The organism is Pseudomonas sp., assembly GCF_049300855.1.
Taxonomy (GTDB): domain Bacteria; phylum Pseudomonadota; class Gammaproteobacteria; order Pseudomonadales; family Pseudomonadaceae; genus Aquipseudomonas.
In genome coordinates this window covers 342873-357984 of the sequence record NZ_JBAQKH010000054.1, presented here as the reverse complement: position 1 = coordinate 357984, position 15112 = coordinate 342873, and the positions used below count along the sequence as shown (strand labels likewise).

Below are 15112 nucleotides of genomic sequence, written 5' to 3'. Positions count from 1 at the left end.
CGGATGTACCGCCCCCTTCGCGAGCAAGCTCGCTCCCACAGTTGATCGCCGAACTATTCAGGAAATCACCATGAGCTTTATTACCGAAATCAAAACCTTCGCCGCGCTGGGCAGCGGTGTCATCGGCAGTGGCTGGGTCGCACGCGCCCTCGCCCACGGCCTGGATGTGATCGCCTGGGACCCGGCACCGGGCGCGGAAGCGGCACTGCGCAAACGCGTCGCTAATGCCTGGGGTGCGCTGGAGAAAAGCGGCCTGGCGCCCGGCGCTTCGCAAGATCGTCTGCGCTTTGTCGCGACCATCGAAGAATGCGTACGCGATGCCGACTTCATTCAGGAAAGCGCCCCGGAACGTCTCGAGTTGAAGCTCGATCTACACAGCAAAATCAGCGCCGCGGCCAAGCCCAATGCGTTGATCGGTTCGAGTACCTCGGGCCTGCTGCCAAGTGAGTTCTACGAGAGCTCAACGCACCCTGAACGCTGCGTGGTCGGCCACCCGTTCAACCCGGTTTATCTGCTGCCGCTGGTCGAAGTCGTGGGTGGCAAGAACACCGCGCCCGAAGCCGTTCAGGCGGCGATGAAAGTCTACGAATCCCTCGGCATGCGTCCGCTGCACGTGCGCAAAGAAGTGCCCGGTTTCATCGCCGACCGCTTGCTTGAAGCGCTGTGGCGTGAGGCGCTGCACCTGGTCAACGATGGTGTCGCGACCACTGGCGAGATCGACGATGCGATCCGCTTTGGCGCCGGCCTGCGCTGGTCGTTCATGGGTACGTTCCTGACTTATACCTTGGCCGGGGGTGATGCCGGCATGCGCCACTTCATGTCGCAATTCGGCCCGGCGTTGCAGTTGCCGTGGACGTATCTGCCAGCGCCGGAGCTGACTGACAAGTTGATTGATGATGTGGTTGATGGCACCAGTGATCAGCTCGGCCGGCACAGCATTTCGGCGCTGGAGCGCTATCGTGATGATTGCTTGCTGGCGGTGCTTGAGGCGGTGAAGACCACCAAGGAAAAGCATGGGATGGCGTTCAGCGATTGATCGGGTTGGCATGACATCGCGGCCCTCACCCTAGCCCTCTCCCAGAGGTAGAGGGGACTGATCGAGTTGATTGTTCGAGTTACGCCGACTTGCACCACCGAGCCGAATTCAAGTTTTGAAAGGCCCCCGATCGGCTCCCTTTCCCTCTCTGCCCCCTGAGGGAGAGGGGACTGACCGTGTTGACTGTTCGAGTTACGCCGACTTGCATCACCCAGCCGAACCAAGTTTTGGATAGCGTAAAGATCGGCTCCCTTTCCCCCTCTCCCCCCTGGGGGAGAGGGCTGAGGTGAGGGGGTAGCTCTTGATCTTAACGACCCGCCCACTGCCGGAACCCAATCATGCCCACTCTCACCACCTACCAAACCCGAATCATCCCCGACTGGGTCGATTACAACGGCCACCTGCGCGACGCCTTCTACCTGCTGATCTTCAGCTACGCCACCGACGCCCTGATGGACCGCCTCGGCATGGACAGCAACAACCGCGAAGCCAGCGGCCACTCGCTGTTCACCCTCGAACTGCACCTCAACTATCTGCACGAAGTGAAGCTCGACACCGAAGTCGAAGTGCACACACAAATCATCGGCCACGACAGCAAACGCCTGCACCTCTATCACAGCCTGCACAAGGTCGGTGATGAGCAGGAACTGGCCGGCAACGAACAGATGCTGCTGCACGTCGACCTCGCCGGCCCGCGTTCGGCACCGTTCAGCGCGAACACCTTGAGCCGTCTGCAAAGCATCGTCGCCGAACAACAAGATCTGCCCGCCCCCGCTTACGTCGGCCGCGTGATCGCGCTGCCACCGGCAAGGTAAATCCATCGATCGCAAGGAGCCGCCATGAACACCGCTGCCACTGTTGCCGATTTCCGTACTTATCCGTTGATCAGCGCGCTAAGTGGCGTGCAGAGCCTGGCGGATCGCGTTGCCATTGAATGGGCTGACGGTCGCATCAGCCCGTTTCACGCTGTCTGGTTGCGGGATAACTGCCCGTGTCAGCAGTGCGTCTACAACGTCACCCGCGAGCAGGTGTTCGAGATTGTCGATGCGGCTGATGATCTGAAACCCGCGGCCGCGCATATCGACACCGATGGCTGCCTGCGCATCGATTGGCAGGACGGCCACTTCAGCCGCTTCGATCCGGGCTGGTTGCGCGCGCATGCCTACGATGATGAATCCCGCGCCGAACGTCTGGCCGCCAAGCCCAAGCCCTTTCTTTGGCGTAGCGATCTGCAACTCCCGGTGTTCGAATACGCGGCGCTGATGAACGACAACGCCGCGTTACTGCAATGGCTGCTCGCCGTGCGCGACATCGGCCTGACGCAAGTGCGCGGCGTACCCACTGAGCCCGGTTCGCTGAAGCTCATCGCGCAACGTATTTCCTTCATTCGTGAAAGCAACTTCGGCGTGCTGTTCAACGTGCAGTCCAAGGCCGATGCCGACAGCAATGCCTACACCGCTTTCAACTTGCCGTTGCACACCGATCTGCCGACCCGCGAGCTGCAACCGGGGCTGCAGTTTCTGCATTGTCTGGTGAATGACGCTGAAGGTGGCGAGAGCATTTTTGTCGATGGTTTTGCGACTGCCGATGCGTTGCGCAGCGAAGATCCGGCGGCGTTTCAGGCGTTGTGTGAAATCCCCGTGGAGTTTCGCAACAAGGATCGTCACAGCGACTATCGCTGCCTGGCGCCGATCATTGCTTTGGATGCTTTGGGCAGGGTCGCCGAGATTCGCATGGCGAACTTTTTGCGCGGGGCGTTTGAGACGTCGGTGGAACAGATGCCGGTGTTGTATCGGGCGTATCGGCGGTTTATCGCGATGACGCGCGAGCCACGATTCCGGCTGATACAGCGGCTCAATCCGGGAGAGCTGTGGTGCTTTGATAACCGCCGCACGTTGCATGCGCGCAATGCGTTTGATCCGGCGACCGGAGCGCGACATTTTCAGGGCTGCTACATCGATCGGGATGAGTTGTTGTCGCGGATTCTGGTGTTGCAGCGCTAGACCGCGTCATCGTTCTTCGCGAGCAAGCTCGCTCCCACATTGGAATGCATTTCAACTGTGGGAGCGAGCTTGCTCGCGAAAGCGTCAGTCCAAACAACGCGCTACTCACTGATTCACAGCCCAAAAAAAGCCCCGATGCAAGCCGTGACAGGATCGGGGCAGAGGGTACTGTTGAGGAGCTGCCAAGCGAGGGTGACCAAACCTTCGTGTTGCAAGCTGAGTTCAGTGTGCCCACTCCCTTGAGCGGCAAGTTAGCCGAAAACGACCTGTTCATAGTCGTCGCGGCCACTGCGACAAATCGCCCTTGCCGTGCCCCGGCATGGCTACCAGAATCGAGCCACGACCTCCGTTACCGAAGAAGGATGCGCGTCATGATGTATGCCGATTTGATCGATCAGGAAGATTTGTTGGGCCAGCTCAAGGCGTTGGGTTTCGAAGTGCCGTCGGGCGCTACCGCAGAGCAAGCCTGCGAATACGCCGTACGGGGTCTGGACGATGTTCGGGCGAACACGTTGCGTACGATGGTCAAGCAGATGTACACCAGCAGCGCGACTATTTTGCCGGCAGTGCGTGAGGCTTTTGATAAACAGTTATTGCCGGCACTGGCGCAGTATCAGCAGACCCGCAGCGCCTGACAGGCCGCCATCGCTGGCAAGCCAGCTCCCACAGATTTTCGGTGTGATCAGGATATCTGTATCACCACAGAACCTGTGGGAGCTGGCTTGCCAGCGATAGGGGCGACTCGGTCTACAGCCTTACGCTGGCAAACGTCGACTCATTGCGCGCCTGACTCAGCGCCGACATCGGCCCCGACAGCGGCGACATTACGATTGCCTGCGGCAGCGGCAGCATCGCCACCTGCTGGGTGGTGTTGGAGCCTACGCGCTCGTCACGCGGCGGAATGCCGAAGTATTCGCGGTAGCACTTGGAGAAGTGCGGCGTGGAGACGAAACCACACACCGACGCCACTTCGATGATCGACATCGGCGTTTGCTTGAGCAACTGCCGGGCGCGGATCAGGCGCAGCTTCAAGTAATAACGCGACGGCGAGCAGTGCAGGTATTTCTGGAACAACCGCTCCAGTTGTCGGCGCGACACGGCGACGTACACCGCCAGTTCGTCGAGGTCGATCGGCTCTTCGAGGTTGGCTTCCATCAGCGCAACGATTTCCTGCAATTTCGGCTGGTTGGTGCCGAGCATGTGCTTGAGCGGCACGCGCTGGTGATCCTGTTCGTTGCGGATGCGTTCGTAGACGAACATTTCAGAGATCGCGGCGGACAGTTCACGGCCGTGATCGCGGCTGATCAGGTGCAGCATCATGTCCAGTGGCGCGGTGCCGCCGGAGCTGGTGAAACGGTTACGGTCGAGGGTGAACAGACGAGTGCTCATGGCCACGCGCGGGAAAGCTTCCTGCATCGCCGCCAGACATTCCCAGTGCACGCTGCAATCGAAGCCGTCGAGCAACCCGGCGCAAGCCAGTGCCCAACTGCCGGTGCACACGGCGCCGAGGCGCTTGGACTGACGCGCCTGGCTTTGCAGCCAGGAGACGTGTTCACGGGTCACGGTGCGTTGAATGCCGATACCGCCGCAGACGATCACGGTGTCCAGTGGCGGGGCTTTGTGCATGGAGGCGTCTGGAGTGATTTGCAGACCGTCACTGGCCCACACCTGGCCGCCATCGACGGTGAGGGTGCTCCAGCGATACAGCTCGCGACCGGACAATTGGTTGGCCATGCGTAGAGGTTCTACTGCGGAGGCCAGAGAAATCAGCGTGAAATTGTCCAGCAGCAGAAAGCCGATGGATTGAGGCGCACGGTTCTGGGGTTGGGCCCCGGAGTTGAACGACGTCATCGCGGTATCTCCTCACACAAAGCGGGTGATGGCCTCAGGCGGAGGCTCTTGTTATTGCCAGCGTTCTCGCGTGGGAGACGGGCTTTGTTATGACAGAGCAATTGCCATGCCTAAAATTGGATGGCCGTTCAATAACTCCTGAAAACGACGTCGCGACGTGTCTATACGAGACGTCCGACGAAAGGTATTTCGAAGTGCCATTAGCGTTGGTGAGCGCCCTGCTCCGAACCCTTTGAGCAAATCGGTAGCACTTGTGGGAACTGGCCTGCGCGCAGTTTGTGAGGAGTGTCACCGCAAGCACGGGTGACGGACGGTAGAAGGGCTGAGCGCGTGTAACAGGTGGGAAAGACTCTTATCTGTTTGCGACGCGCTAAAAGGTGGCGTGATTGATCGTGCGTGTTCACTTGATGAGCAATTTTGACTGGTCTGGCCTCATCGCTGGCAAGTCGAATCGTCGCACCGCAGCTCCCCCAGGGATTTTCAGTGTGATCAAGATATCGGTATCACCAAAAAACCTGTGGGAGCTGGCTTGCCAGCGATTGAGACGACTCGGTCTCAGCACTCAACCGCGCTGACCGCCAAGCCGCCGCGCGAGGTCTCTTTATATTTGTCATGCATATCGGCACCGGTGTCGCGCATGGTGCGGATCACCCGATCCAGCGAGATAAAGTGCTGACCATCGCCGCGCAACGCCATCTGCGCCGCGTTGATTGCCTTCACCGCCGCAATCGCATTGCGCTCGATGCACGGCACTTGCACCAGACCACCGACCGGATCGCAGGTCAGCCCGAGGTTATGTTCCAGGCCAATCTCCGCCGCGTTGCACAACTGCTCCGGCGTAGCGCCGAGAATCTCCGCCAGCCCCGCCGCCGCCATCGCGCACGCTGAACCGACCTCACCCTGACAGCCGACTTCAGCGCCAGAGATCGAAGCATTCTTCTTGCACAGAATCCCCACCGCCGCCGCACCGAGGAAGTAGTCGACCACGTTGGCGTCCGTCACCGCTTCGCTGAACTTCATAAAGTAGTGCAACACCGCCGGAATGATCCCCGCCGCACCATTGGTCGGTGCCGTGACCATACGCCCGCCCGCCGCGTTCTCTTCATTCACCGCCAGGGCAAACAGGTTGACCCACTCCATGGCGCTGAGCGTCGAGCCGATCACATTGGGCTTGCCCAACTCCTGCAGGCTGCGATGCAACTTCGCCGCACGTCGACGTACATTCAAACCGCCGGGCAGGATGCCTTCGTGCTTGAGGCCCTGCTCAACGCAATCCTGCATTGCTCGCCACAGCTTCATCAGCCCGGCGCGAATCTCTTCTTCACTGCGCCAGACCTTTTCGTTGGCCAGCATCAGTTCGGCGACGCGCAGGTTGTTCTTTTTACAAAGCTCCAGCAGCTCGACCGCGCTGGAAAAATCGTACGGCAGCTCCGTGCGATCCAGATCGACCACGCCACTGGAGGCCTGCTTTTGATCGACGACAAAACCGCCACCCACCGAATAGTAGGTGTCGCGATGCAGTTCGCCGTGATCGCCGTCGGCAACAATCGTCATCGCATTGGGATGGAACGGCAGGTTTTCATCGATCAGGCGCATGTCCCGTGCCCAGACAAACGGCACCGACAAACGACCATCCAATAGCAGGGTGTGGGTTTCACGCAGGGCTTGAATGCGCGGGCCGATCTGCGAGGGGTCGATTGCGTCCGGCCACTCGCCCATCAAACCCATGATCACCGCGTTGTCGCTGCCGTGACCGATACCCGTGGCCGACAGCGATCCGAACAATTGCACTTCTATACGACGCACCTGCTCCAACTGGTGCTTGTCCCGCAGCGACTCGACAAACAACGCCGCCGCGCGCATCGGCCCGACGGTGTGGGAACTGGAGGGGCCGATGCCGATTTTGAACAGGTCGAAAACGCTGATAGCCATTGCTGCAGAGCTCCTGAGGATGCCGGTCCGGGACACAAAAGCGCCCGCTGGCGGAGCTGCTACGCTCAAGCTGCGATCCGCCGGAATGCCCGCATCATCAGGCTTTTGTCGGAACGCACGGCGTCTGACACCGACGCACTCATGTCCACCAGCGCCGCGCCGTTTTTGCCCCGGTTTTTCGCCGTTTTTATGCGGTTCAGATGGCCATGGGGGGCTGAAAAAAGCTGTAAACGACGTCACCGACACTAGATACGACCATCCCTGTACTGGATACGACCCCCCCTGTAGGCGTCAGATTTTCACTGGTACATGATCGTTGTGACTCGATTGCAAGGCGCCGTGGTAGAGCTGTCTCCAGAACGCCATCCAACCGCAACCTATAAGTGCGGTGGTCCACAGTCGGAACACTGCCAAAAAAAACACCAAGGAGTCCATCCATGAAAGGTTCCCCGTCGTTGTTGTTGGCCGCCATGCTGAGTCTGCCGTTACTGGCGCAAGCTGCAGAACCGGCACAGTGCAGTACCGTTAATTTCTCCGATGTCGGCTGGACCGACATCACCGCCACCACCGCGACCACCTCCGTCGTCCTCAACGCCCTCGGCTACAAGACCAAGACCACCATGATCTCCGTACCCGTGACCTACAAGTCGCTGGCCGACGGCAAGAACATGGACGTGTTCCTCGGCAACTGGATGCCGACCATGGAAAACGACATCAAGGCCTACCGCGATGCCGGCACCGTGGAAACCGTGCGCACCAACCTCAAGGGCGCCAAGTACACCCTCGCCGTGCCGCAAGCCCTGTATGACAAAGGTCTGCATGACTTCGCCGACATCGCCAAATTCAAGAAAGAACTCGACGGCAAGATCTACGGCATCGAGCCTGGCAACGACGGCAACCGTCTGATCCAGAGCATGATCGACAAGGACGCCTTCGGCCTGAAAACCGCCGGTTTCAAAGTCGTCGAATCATCGGAAGCGGGCATGCTCTCGCAGGTCGACCGCGCGCAGAAGCGCGACACCGCCGTGGTCTTCCTCGGCTGGGCGCCGCACCCGATGAACAAGCGCTTCAAGATTCAATACCTGACCGGTGGCGATGATTTCTTCGGCCCCGACTTCGGTGCGGCGACCGTGGCGACCAACACCCGCAAGGGTTACGCCGAGGAATGCAGCAACGTCGGTCAGTTGCTGAAGAACCTGGAGTTCAACGTCGACATGGAAAGCGAACTGATGGGCAACATCCTCGACGACAAGATGAAGCCTGACGCGGCCGCCAAGGCCTGGCTGAAAAAGAATCCACAAGTGCTCGATACCTGGCTCGCTGGCGTGACCACCATTGACGGTAAACCTGGCCTGGAGGCCGTGAAAGCCAAGCTCGCGCAGTAATCGCTTATGCCGGGTGGGCTCGCCCACCCGGGCTGTTTATTTCCTCGCATGCGGACGTTCACTACCATGCTGATTGATCAGAAAATACCTCTAGGCCAGTACATCGCGGGCTTCGTTGAATGGTTGACGCAACACGGCGCCAACACTTTCGACGCAATCGCCGTGACACTGGAAACGATGATCCACGGCGTGACGTTTGCGCTCACCTGGTTCAACCCTTTTGTCTTGATCGGCCTCATCGCCCTGCTCGCGCATTTCATTCAGCGCAAATGGGGATTGACCGTTTTCGTCATCGCTTCCTTTCTGCTGATCCTCAATCTGGGGTACTGGCAGGAAACCATGGAAACCCTCGCCCAGGTCATGTTCGCGACCCTGGTCTGCGTGGTCATCGGCGTGCCGTTGGGCATCGTCGCCGCGCACAAGCCGATGTTCTACACGTTAATGCGTCCGGTACTCGATCTGATGCAGACCGTACCGACCTTCGTTTACCTCATTCCTACCCTGACCCTCTTCGGGCTGGGTGTGGTGCCGGGCCTGATCTCCACGGTGGTGTTCGCCATCGCTGCGCCGATCCGCCTGACCTACCTGGGCATCCGCGATGTCCCGCAAGAACTGATGGACGCCGGCAAGGCCTTCGGCTGCTCGCGTCGCCAATTACTCTCACGGATCGAACTGCCTCACGCCATGCCGAGCATCGCGGCCGGCATCACCCAGTGCATCATGCTGTCGCTGTCGATGGTGGTGATCGCGGCACTGGTAGGCGCCGACGGACTCGGCAAACCGGTGGTCAACGCACTGAACACTGCTGATATCGCCCTGGGCTTCGAAGCGGGCCTGGCGATCGTACTGCTGGCGATCATGCTCGACCGTATCTGCAAACAACCCGACGCCAAAGTAGGGGGTGACGCATGAGCATAATTCGCTTCGAAGACGTCGACGTAATCTTCTCCAAGGATCCGCGCGAGGCGCTCAAGCTGCTGGATCAGGGCATGACTCGCAACGAGATCCTGAAGAAGACCGGACAGATCGTCGGCGTGGAAAAAGCCACGCTGGACATCAACAAAGGCGAGATCTGCGTGCTGATGGGCCTGTCCGGTTCCGGCAAGTCGAGCCTGCTGCGCTGCATCAACGGCCTCAACACAGTAAGTCGCGGCAAACTGTTCGTCGAGCATGAAAACCGTCAGATCGACATCGCCTCCTGCACCCCGGCCGAGCTGAAAATGATGCGCACCAAACGCATCGCCATGGTCTTTCAGAAGTTCGCCCTGATGCCGTGGCTGACGGTGCGCGAGAACATCAGTTTCGGTCTGGAAATGCAGGGTCGCCCGGAGAAGGAACGCAAGAAGCTCGTCGACGAGAAACTGGAACTGGTCGGCCTGACCCAATGGCGCAACAAGAAGCCTGATGAACTCTCCGGCGGCATGCAGCAGCGTGTCGGTCTGGCGCGGGCGCTGGCGATGGATGCCGACATTCTATTGATGGACGAACCGTTCTCGGCGCTCGACCCGCTGATCCGTCAAGGCCTGCAGGATGAACTGCTGGAACTGCAACGCAAGCTGAACAAGACCATCGTGTTCGTGAGCCATGACCTCGACGAGGCGCTCAAATTGGGTAGCCGCATCGCGATCATGAAGGACGGCCGGATCATCCAGTACAGCGTGCCGGAAGAGATCGTGCTGAACCCGGCGGACGACTATGTGCGCACCTTCGTCGCACACACCAATCCGCTCAACGTGCTCTGCGGTCGCAGCCTGATGCGCACATTGGACAAGTGCAAACGCATCAATGGTTCGGTGTGTCTGGATCCGGGCGGCGATTCGTGGCTGGACCTGGCCGAGGGCAACACCATCAAGGGTGCACGGCAGAATGGTTCGGTGCTGAACCTGCAAAACTGGGCACCGGGGCAAGCGGTGGAGAGCCTGGAGCGCAAGCCGACGCTGGTGGACTCGAACATCGGTATGCGTGATGCGCTGCAGATTCGTTATCAGACCGGCAACAAGCTGGTACTGCACGATGACAATCATGTGGTGGGGATTCTTGGGGACAGCGAGCTGTATCACGCGCTGCTCGGAAAGAACCTGGGATAAAGAGAGCAGACACAAAAACGCCGCGAGAGGATCGCGGCGTTTTTGTTTGCGTGGTGATCGTTCCCACGCTCTGCGTGGGAATGCCGCCCGGGACGCTCTGCGTCCCATCGGTGCCAAGCTTGAAATCGGCAGCGTGGCTGGAACGCGGAGCGTCCCTTGAGGCATTCCCACGCAGAGCGTGGGAACGATCCCGAATCACAACTCAGCTATAGACCCGGCCAAGGAGCTGCCGATGGCTTTCAAACTGATCGAGCACATCCCGCGTGATCTGATCCTGCGTGAAGCCCATCAGGTCGTAATCCTGGCTGCCGTTGTGCAAATACACTTCAGCGCGGTAGTAACGCTGGCGCGCTTCATCGGACTGCGCCGATTCGGTCGGGGTCGCCAGATAGCCGTCCAGGCTCACTTCGTAAACGAAAGGGTTGCCCTCTTCCATCTCGACGCGCACGCCCATGCAGCGCTTGGATTTACCCAGCAGCGTCTGCACTTCCAGACCCTGCGCACGCATTTGCGCGGTGGCATCTTCCAGCGCCGGGCTGACCTGCTTGTCCATGAAACGCTGCACCACCGATTGGCTCGGCTGCAGATCCAGTTGCGTCAGACGCTCACTGAAACCACGACGACCGCGCTCCGCCAGTTGCGCTTGCTCCTGTTCGATCTGCACGTCCTGGCGCATCGCCTTGTGCAAGCCGAACATGAAGAACACCAGCACCACCGAGAACGGCAGACCGGCCAGCACCACCATGGTTTGCATGGCTTCGAAGTTACCGGCAAACAGCAGACCGATGGTCACCAGGGTGATCACCACCGACCAGAAGATCCGCAACCAGTGCGGCGCATCTTCATCGACGTTACCGCCCTTGCAGGACAGATTCGCCATCATCACCGCACCGGAGTCTGCGGGGGTCAGAAACAGCACGAAGCCGACAAAGATCGACACGCCGATGACGACTTTCGACGCCGGGTAGTGCTCGAGCAATTGATAGATCGCCATCGACGGCTGTTCCAGCGCCGTCTTGCCGAGTTCCACCGCGCCATGGTTCATCACCAGGTCCAGTGCCGAGTTACCGAAGATCGACAGCCAGGCCAAGGTGAAGCCCAGTGGAATCAGCAGCACGCCAGCCACCAGTTCACGCACGGTACGACCACGGGAAATACGCGCGATGAACATACCTACGAATGGCGCCCAGGAAATCCACCATGCCCAGTAGAACAGGGTCCACAGGCCCATCCAGCGCTCAGACTTGGCGTTGTCGCCTTCGTACACATAAAGGTCGAAGGTTTTCAGCACGATGCCATTGAGGTAGTCACCGATGTTCTGCACGAAGCCGTTGAGCAAGTGCAACGTCGGGCCGAACAGCAGCACGAAAATCAGCAGACCACTGAACAGCACAATGTTCAGGTTGGACAGACGACGGATGCCGTTTTCCACACCGGACACGGCGGCGATGGTCGCCACGGTGCTCATCACGATGATCACGATCAGCAGGTTGGTGTTGCTGTGTTCCATGCCGAACAGGTTTTCCAGGCCCGACGACACTTGCAGCGAACCGATCCCCAGGTTCGTCACCAGCCCCAGCAGCGTCACGAACATGCCGAAGCCGTCCACCGCGTGACCGGCCGCGCCCTTGACCCAACGCTCACCCACCAGCGGATACAGCGCCGAACGCAGCGCCAGCGGCTGGTTATGACGGTAGGCAAAGTACGCCACGGCCAGACCGACCAGTGCGTAGATCGCCCAGCCGTGCAGGCCCCAGTGCAGGAACGTCAGCTGTACTGCCTGACGCGCGGCCATGTTGCTGGCCGATACGCCTTCCGGCGGATTGAAGTAGTGATCCAGTGGCTCGGACGCGCCGAAGTACAGCAGCGAAATACCGATACCCGACGAGAACAGCATCCCCGCCCAGGCGCCGTAACTGAAATCCGGGGTGTCGTCCTTGCTGCCCAGTTTGAGTTTGCCGTACGAGGAAAACGCCAGGCCCACGACAAATACCAGGTAGGCGGCGATCACCACCATGTAGTACCAGCCGAAGCTGCGCGACAACCAGGCCTGAGCGATACCCAACAGTCTGCCGGCCTCTTGCGGGGCGATAATCAGAATGGCGGTCAACAACAGAATCAGCGCGGTAGAGGTGTAAAACACCCAACCGTTGACCGTCACCTTCTCGGGCGGGGTCTTTATAAGCGAGGCAGAACTCATGGCACAAATGCTCCAGGCAGTGCGAGAGAAGAACACAAGGCAACACGGAACCCGACCAATCGGTTAGTTGGCAGCCGACCGGCGGGTGATATAAAGACATCCCGAAAAAAGCCCGAACCTGCCGAAATGGCGCTGCGAATCGCTTTCGTGGCCGAAGGTGGACGGACGGTCATCCGAAACCTGGCCCTGAGCGTCTTGCCCTTTCAACACGTCCATCGAATCGCGAACCGCGCCATGCCCCACACAGGTTTCGAGCATTTTTGGATGTCGGTTTTATCGCCACTTACACGTAGGAAAAATCTGTAGGCAGCGACGATTTGTCGCAGATCTTATTCTTTGTTGATTGAACGTTCAATCAAAACAAAATAGACTGGCCCTCAATCCGATAGGCGTGATTCGCCGCTCGGAAGGCCTAAGGAGATGTGCAAGATGCCCAAGGTCGGTATGCAACCCATCCGCCGCCAACAACTGATCGAAGCCACTTTGCAGGCGGTCGATCAGGTCGGAATGGGGGACGCCAGCATTGCGCTGATCGCCCGTTTGGCCGGTGTCTCGAATGGCATCATCAGTCATTACTTTCAGGACAAGAACGGCCTGATTGCCGCCACGATGCGGTATCTGATGACCGCCCTCAGCGAGAGCGTCACCGCGCGCCGTCAGGCGCTGGCAGATGACAGCCCACGGGCGCATCTGCAGGTGATCATCGAAGGCAACTTCGACGCCAGCCAGGTCAATGGCCCGGCAATGAAAACCTGGCTGGCCTTCTGGGCCACCAGCATGCACCAGCCGTCTTTGCACAGGTTGCAGCGGATCAACGATCACCGTCTGTATTCCAACCTGTGCTGCGAGTTCCGCCGTGTGTTGCCGCTCGAAGATGCGCGCAGCGCAGCGCGGGGGCTGGCAGCGTTGATTGACGGCTTGTGGTTGCGCGGCGCGTTGTCGGGAGACGCTTTCGACACGGCGCAGGCGCAACAGATCGCTTACGAATACATGGATTTCCAATTGGCCAAGAAGGTGAGCTAGAGCACACAGAAAACGCTCGGCCCCTGAACGCCACCGCAGCCTCACCGCGGTGGTCAACGCCAACCACCAATGCACTTGCGAGGACACTATGGCCCGTTTCGAACTGCAAAAACTTTACATCGATGGCGCGTACTCTGACGCTGGCAGCGATGCCACCTTCGAAGCCATCAACCCGGCGAACGGTGAAGTCCTCGCCCAAGTGCAACGTGCGACCAAGGAAGACGTCGAGCGCGCCGTGGTCAGCGCTGAAAAGGGCCAGAAAATCTGGGCCGCGATGACCGCCATGGAGCGTTCGCGCATCCTGCGTCGCGCCGTCGACATCCTGCGCGAGCGCAACGATGAACTGGCCGCGCTGGAAACCCTGGACACCGGCAAATCCTTCTCCGAAACCAAGTACGTCGACATCGTCACCGGCGCTGACGTGCTGGAATACTACGCAGGCCTGGTGCCAGCGATCGAAGGCGAGCAGATCCCGCTGCGTGACACTTCGTTCGTCTACACCCGTCGCGAGCCACTGGGCGTGGTTGCCGGTATCGGCGCGTGGAACTACCCGATCCAGATCGCCCTGTGGAAATCCGCACCAGCCCTGGCGGCCGGTAACGCGATGATCTTCAAGCCAAGCGAAGTGACCTCGCTGACCACCCTGAAACTGGCCGAAATCTACACCGAAGCCGGCGTTCCAAACGGTGTGTTCAACGTACTGACCGGCAGCGGCCGTGAAGTCGGCACGTGGCTGACCGAGCACCCGCGCATCGAAAAAATCTCCTTCACCGGCGGCACCGACACCGGCAAGAAGGTCATGGCCAGCGCTTCGGCTTCGTCGCTGAAAGACGTGACCATGGAACTGGGCGGCAAATCCCCGCTGATCATCTTTGATGACGCCGACCTCGATCGCGCTGCCGACACCGCGATGATGGCCAACTTCTACAGCTCCGGCCAGGTCTGCACCAACGGCACTCGCGTGTTCGTACCGGCGCACCTGAAAGCCGCTTTCGAAGCCAAGATCGTTGAGCGCGTTGCACGCATCCGCGTCGGCAACCCGGAAGACGAAAACACCAACTTCGGCCCACTGGTCAGCTTCGCGCACATGGAAAGCGTGCTGGGCTACATCGCCAAAGGCAAAGAAGAAGGTGCCCGCGTCCTGTGCGGCGGCGACCGTCTGACCGACGGCGAATTCGCCAAAGGCGCCTTCGTGGCACCAACCGTGTTCACCGATTGCACCGACGACATGACCATCGTCCGCGAAGAAATCTTTGGCCCGGTGATGGCGATCCTCTCCTACGAAACCGAAGAAGAAGTGATCCGCCGCGCCAACGACACCGACTTCGGCCTGGCCGCCGGTATCGTCACCAAAGACCTGAACCGCGCGCACCGCGTGATTCATCAACTGGAAGCCGGTATCTGCTGGATCAACGCCTGGGGCGAGTCCGACGCAAAAATGCCGGTTGGCGGTTACAAGCAGTCGGGTGTCGGCCGTGAGAACGGCATCAGCTCGCTGAACAACTTCACCCGCATCAAATCGGTACAGGTCGAGCTGGGCGATTACGTCTCGGTGTTCTAACCCGAGATTTGCATTGCCCGCGAAGGCCTCTTCG

The 15112-nt window shown here is 59.7% G+C and carries 12 protein-coding genes; 9 read left to right on the top strand and 3 right to left on the bottom strand.

Annotated elements, in window-relative coordinates; genetic code table 11:
• Positions 1-70: 70 nt before the first annotated feature.
• From WA225_RS26875 to WA225_RS26860, 4 genes are all read left to right on the top strand, one after another.
• Positions 71-1036 (top strand): L-carnitine dehydrogenase, encoded by a 966-nt coding sequence (locus tag WA225_RS26875; protein ID WP_422610290.1) that lies wholly within the window; start codon positions 71-73, stop codon positions 1034-1036.
• 338 nt (positions 1037-1374) lie between these two features.
• Complete coding sequence (locus tag WA225_RS26870; protein ID WP_422610289.1) at positions 1375-1851, top strand: thioesterase family protein; 477 nt, start codon at positions 1375-1377, stop codon at positions 1849-1851.
• Positions 1852-1875: 24 nt separating this feature from the next.
• On the top strand, positions 1876-3039 hold the full coding sequence (locus WA225_RS26865) for a gamma-butyrobetaine dioxygenase (RefSeq protein WP_422610288.1): 1164 nt from the start codon (positions 1876-1878) through the stop codon (positions 3037-3039).
• A 371-nt stretch (positions 3040-3410) separates the two neighbouring features.
• On the top strand, positions 3411-3674 hold the full coding sequence (locus tag WA225_RS26860; protein WP_003228989.1) for a hypothetical protein: 264 nt from the start codon (positions 3411-3413) through the stop codon (positions 3672-3674).
• A 112-nt stretch (positions 3675-3786) separates the two neighbouring features.
• Here WA225_RS26860 and WA225_RS26855 read toward each other — a convergent pair whose 3' ends face one another.
• Both WA225_RS26855 and WA225_RS26850 read right to left on the bottom strand, forming a co-directional pair.
• Positions 3787-4890, bottom strand: coding sequence for a GlxA family transcriptional regulator (locus WA225_RS26855; protein WP_007949927.1), 1104 nt, complete (start codon positions 4888-4890; stop codon positions 3787-3789).
• 555 nt (positions 4891-5445) lie between these two features.
• Positions 5446-6822: an L-serine ammonia-lyase gene (locus WA225_RS26850; RefSeq protein ID WP_257356472.1), complete on the bottom strand. Its 1377-nt coding sequence runs from the start codon at positions 6820-6822 to the stop codon at positions 5446-5448.
• A gap of 437 nt (positions 6823-7259) precedes the next feature.
• On the opposite strand from WA225_RS26850, the gene WA225_RS26845 reads away from it, so the two are divergent.
• The 3 genes from WA225_RS26845 to choV all read left to right on the top strand — a co-directional run bounded on the left by WA225_RS26845 (position 7260) and on the right by choV (position 10294).
• Entirely contained in the window at positions 7260-8207 is a 948-nt protein-coding gene (locus tag WA225_RS26845; protein WP_201236498.1) for a choline ABC transporter substrate-binding protein, read from the top strand.
• Positions 8208-8273: 66 nt separating this feature from the next.
• Positions 8274-9119 (top strand): choline ABC transporter permease subunit, encoded by an 846-nt coding sequence (gene choW, locus WA225_RS26840; protein WP_166223508.1) that lies wholly within the window; start codon positions 8274-8276, stop codon positions 9117-9119.
• Positions 9116-10294, top strand: coding sequence for a choline ABC transporter ATP-binding protein (gene choV / locus WA225_RS26835; protein ID WP_422610287.1), 1179 nt, complete (start codon positions 9116-9118; stop codon positions 10292-10294). Before choW ends, choV begins: the two co-directional genes overlap by 4 nt.
• A gap of 202 nt (positions 10295-10496) precedes the next feature.
• Here choV and betT read toward each other — a convergent pair whose 3' ends face one another.
• Entirely contained in the window at positions 10497-12494 is a 1998-nt protein-coding gene (betT, locus tag WA225_RS26830) for a choline BCCT transporter BetT (protein WP_095121428.1), read from the bottom strand.
• 429 nt (positions 12495-12923) lie between these two features.
• Here betT and betI point away from each other — a divergent pair, with 429 nt between their 5' ends.
• Both betI and betB read left to right on the top strand, forming a co-directional pair.
• Positions 12924-13517 (top strand): transcriptional regulator BetI, encoded by a 594-nt coding sequence (betI, locus tag WA225_RS26825; RefSeq protein ID WP_038363121.1) that lies wholly within the window; start codon positions 12924-12926, stop codon positions 13515-13517.
• A gap of 88 nt (positions 13518-13605) precedes the next feature.
• Entirely contained in the window at positions 13606-15078 is a 1473-nt protein-coding gene (gene betB, locus WA225_RS26820; protein ID WP_422610286.1) for a betaine-aldehyde dehydrogenase, read from the top strand.
• Positions 15079-15112 lie beyond the last annotated feature (34 nt).

Bases quoted from the DNA above. Each gene is read 5' to 3' on its own strand.
- WA225_RS26860 (WP_003228989.1), top strand. From the start codon at position 3,411: ATGATGTATGCCGATTTGATCGATCAGGAAGATTTGTTGGGCCAGCTC.
- choV (WP_422610287.1), top strand. From the start codon at position 9,116: ATGAGCATAATTCGCTTCGAAGACGTCGACGTAATCTTCTCCAAGGAT.
- betI (WP_038363121.1), top strand. From the start codon at position 12,924: ATGCCCAAGGTCGGTATGCAACCCATCCGCCGCCAACAACTGATCGAA.
- WA225_RS26845 (WP_201236498.1), top strand. From the start codon at position 7,260: ATGAAAGGTTCCCCGTCGTTGTTGTTGGCCGCCATGCTGAGTCTGCCG.
- WA225_RS26850 (WP_257356472.1), bottom strand. From the start codon at position 6,822: ATGGCTATCAGCGTTTTCGACCTGTTCAAAATCGGCATCGGCCCCTCC.
- WA225_RS26870 (WP_422610289.1), top strand. From the start codon at position 1,375: ATGCCCACTCTCACCACCTACCAAACCCGAATCATCCCCGACTGGGTC.
- betT (WP_095121428.1), bottom strand. From the start codon at position 12,494: ATGAGTTCTGCCTCGCTTATAAAGACCCCGCCCGAGAAGGTGACGGTC.
- betB (WP_422610286.1), top strand. From the start codon at position 13,606: ATGGCCCGTTTCGAACTGCAAAAACTTTACATCGATGGCGCGTACTCT.
- choW (WP_166223508.1), top strand. From the start codon at position 8,274: ATGCTGATTGATCAGAAAATACCTCTAGGCCAGTACATCGCGGGCTTC.
- WA225_RS26865 (WP_422610288.1), top strand. From the start codon at position 1,876: ATGAACACCGCTGCCACTGTTGCCGATTTCCGTACTTATCCGTTGATC.
- WA225_RS26855 (WP_007949927.1), bottom strand. From the start codon at position 4,890: ATGACGTCGTTCAACTCCGGGGCCCAACCCCAGAACCGTGCGCCTCAA.
- WA225_RS26875 (WP_422610290.1), top strand. From the start codon at position 71: ATGAGCTTTATTACCGAAATCAAAACCTTCGCCGCGCTGGGCAGCGGT.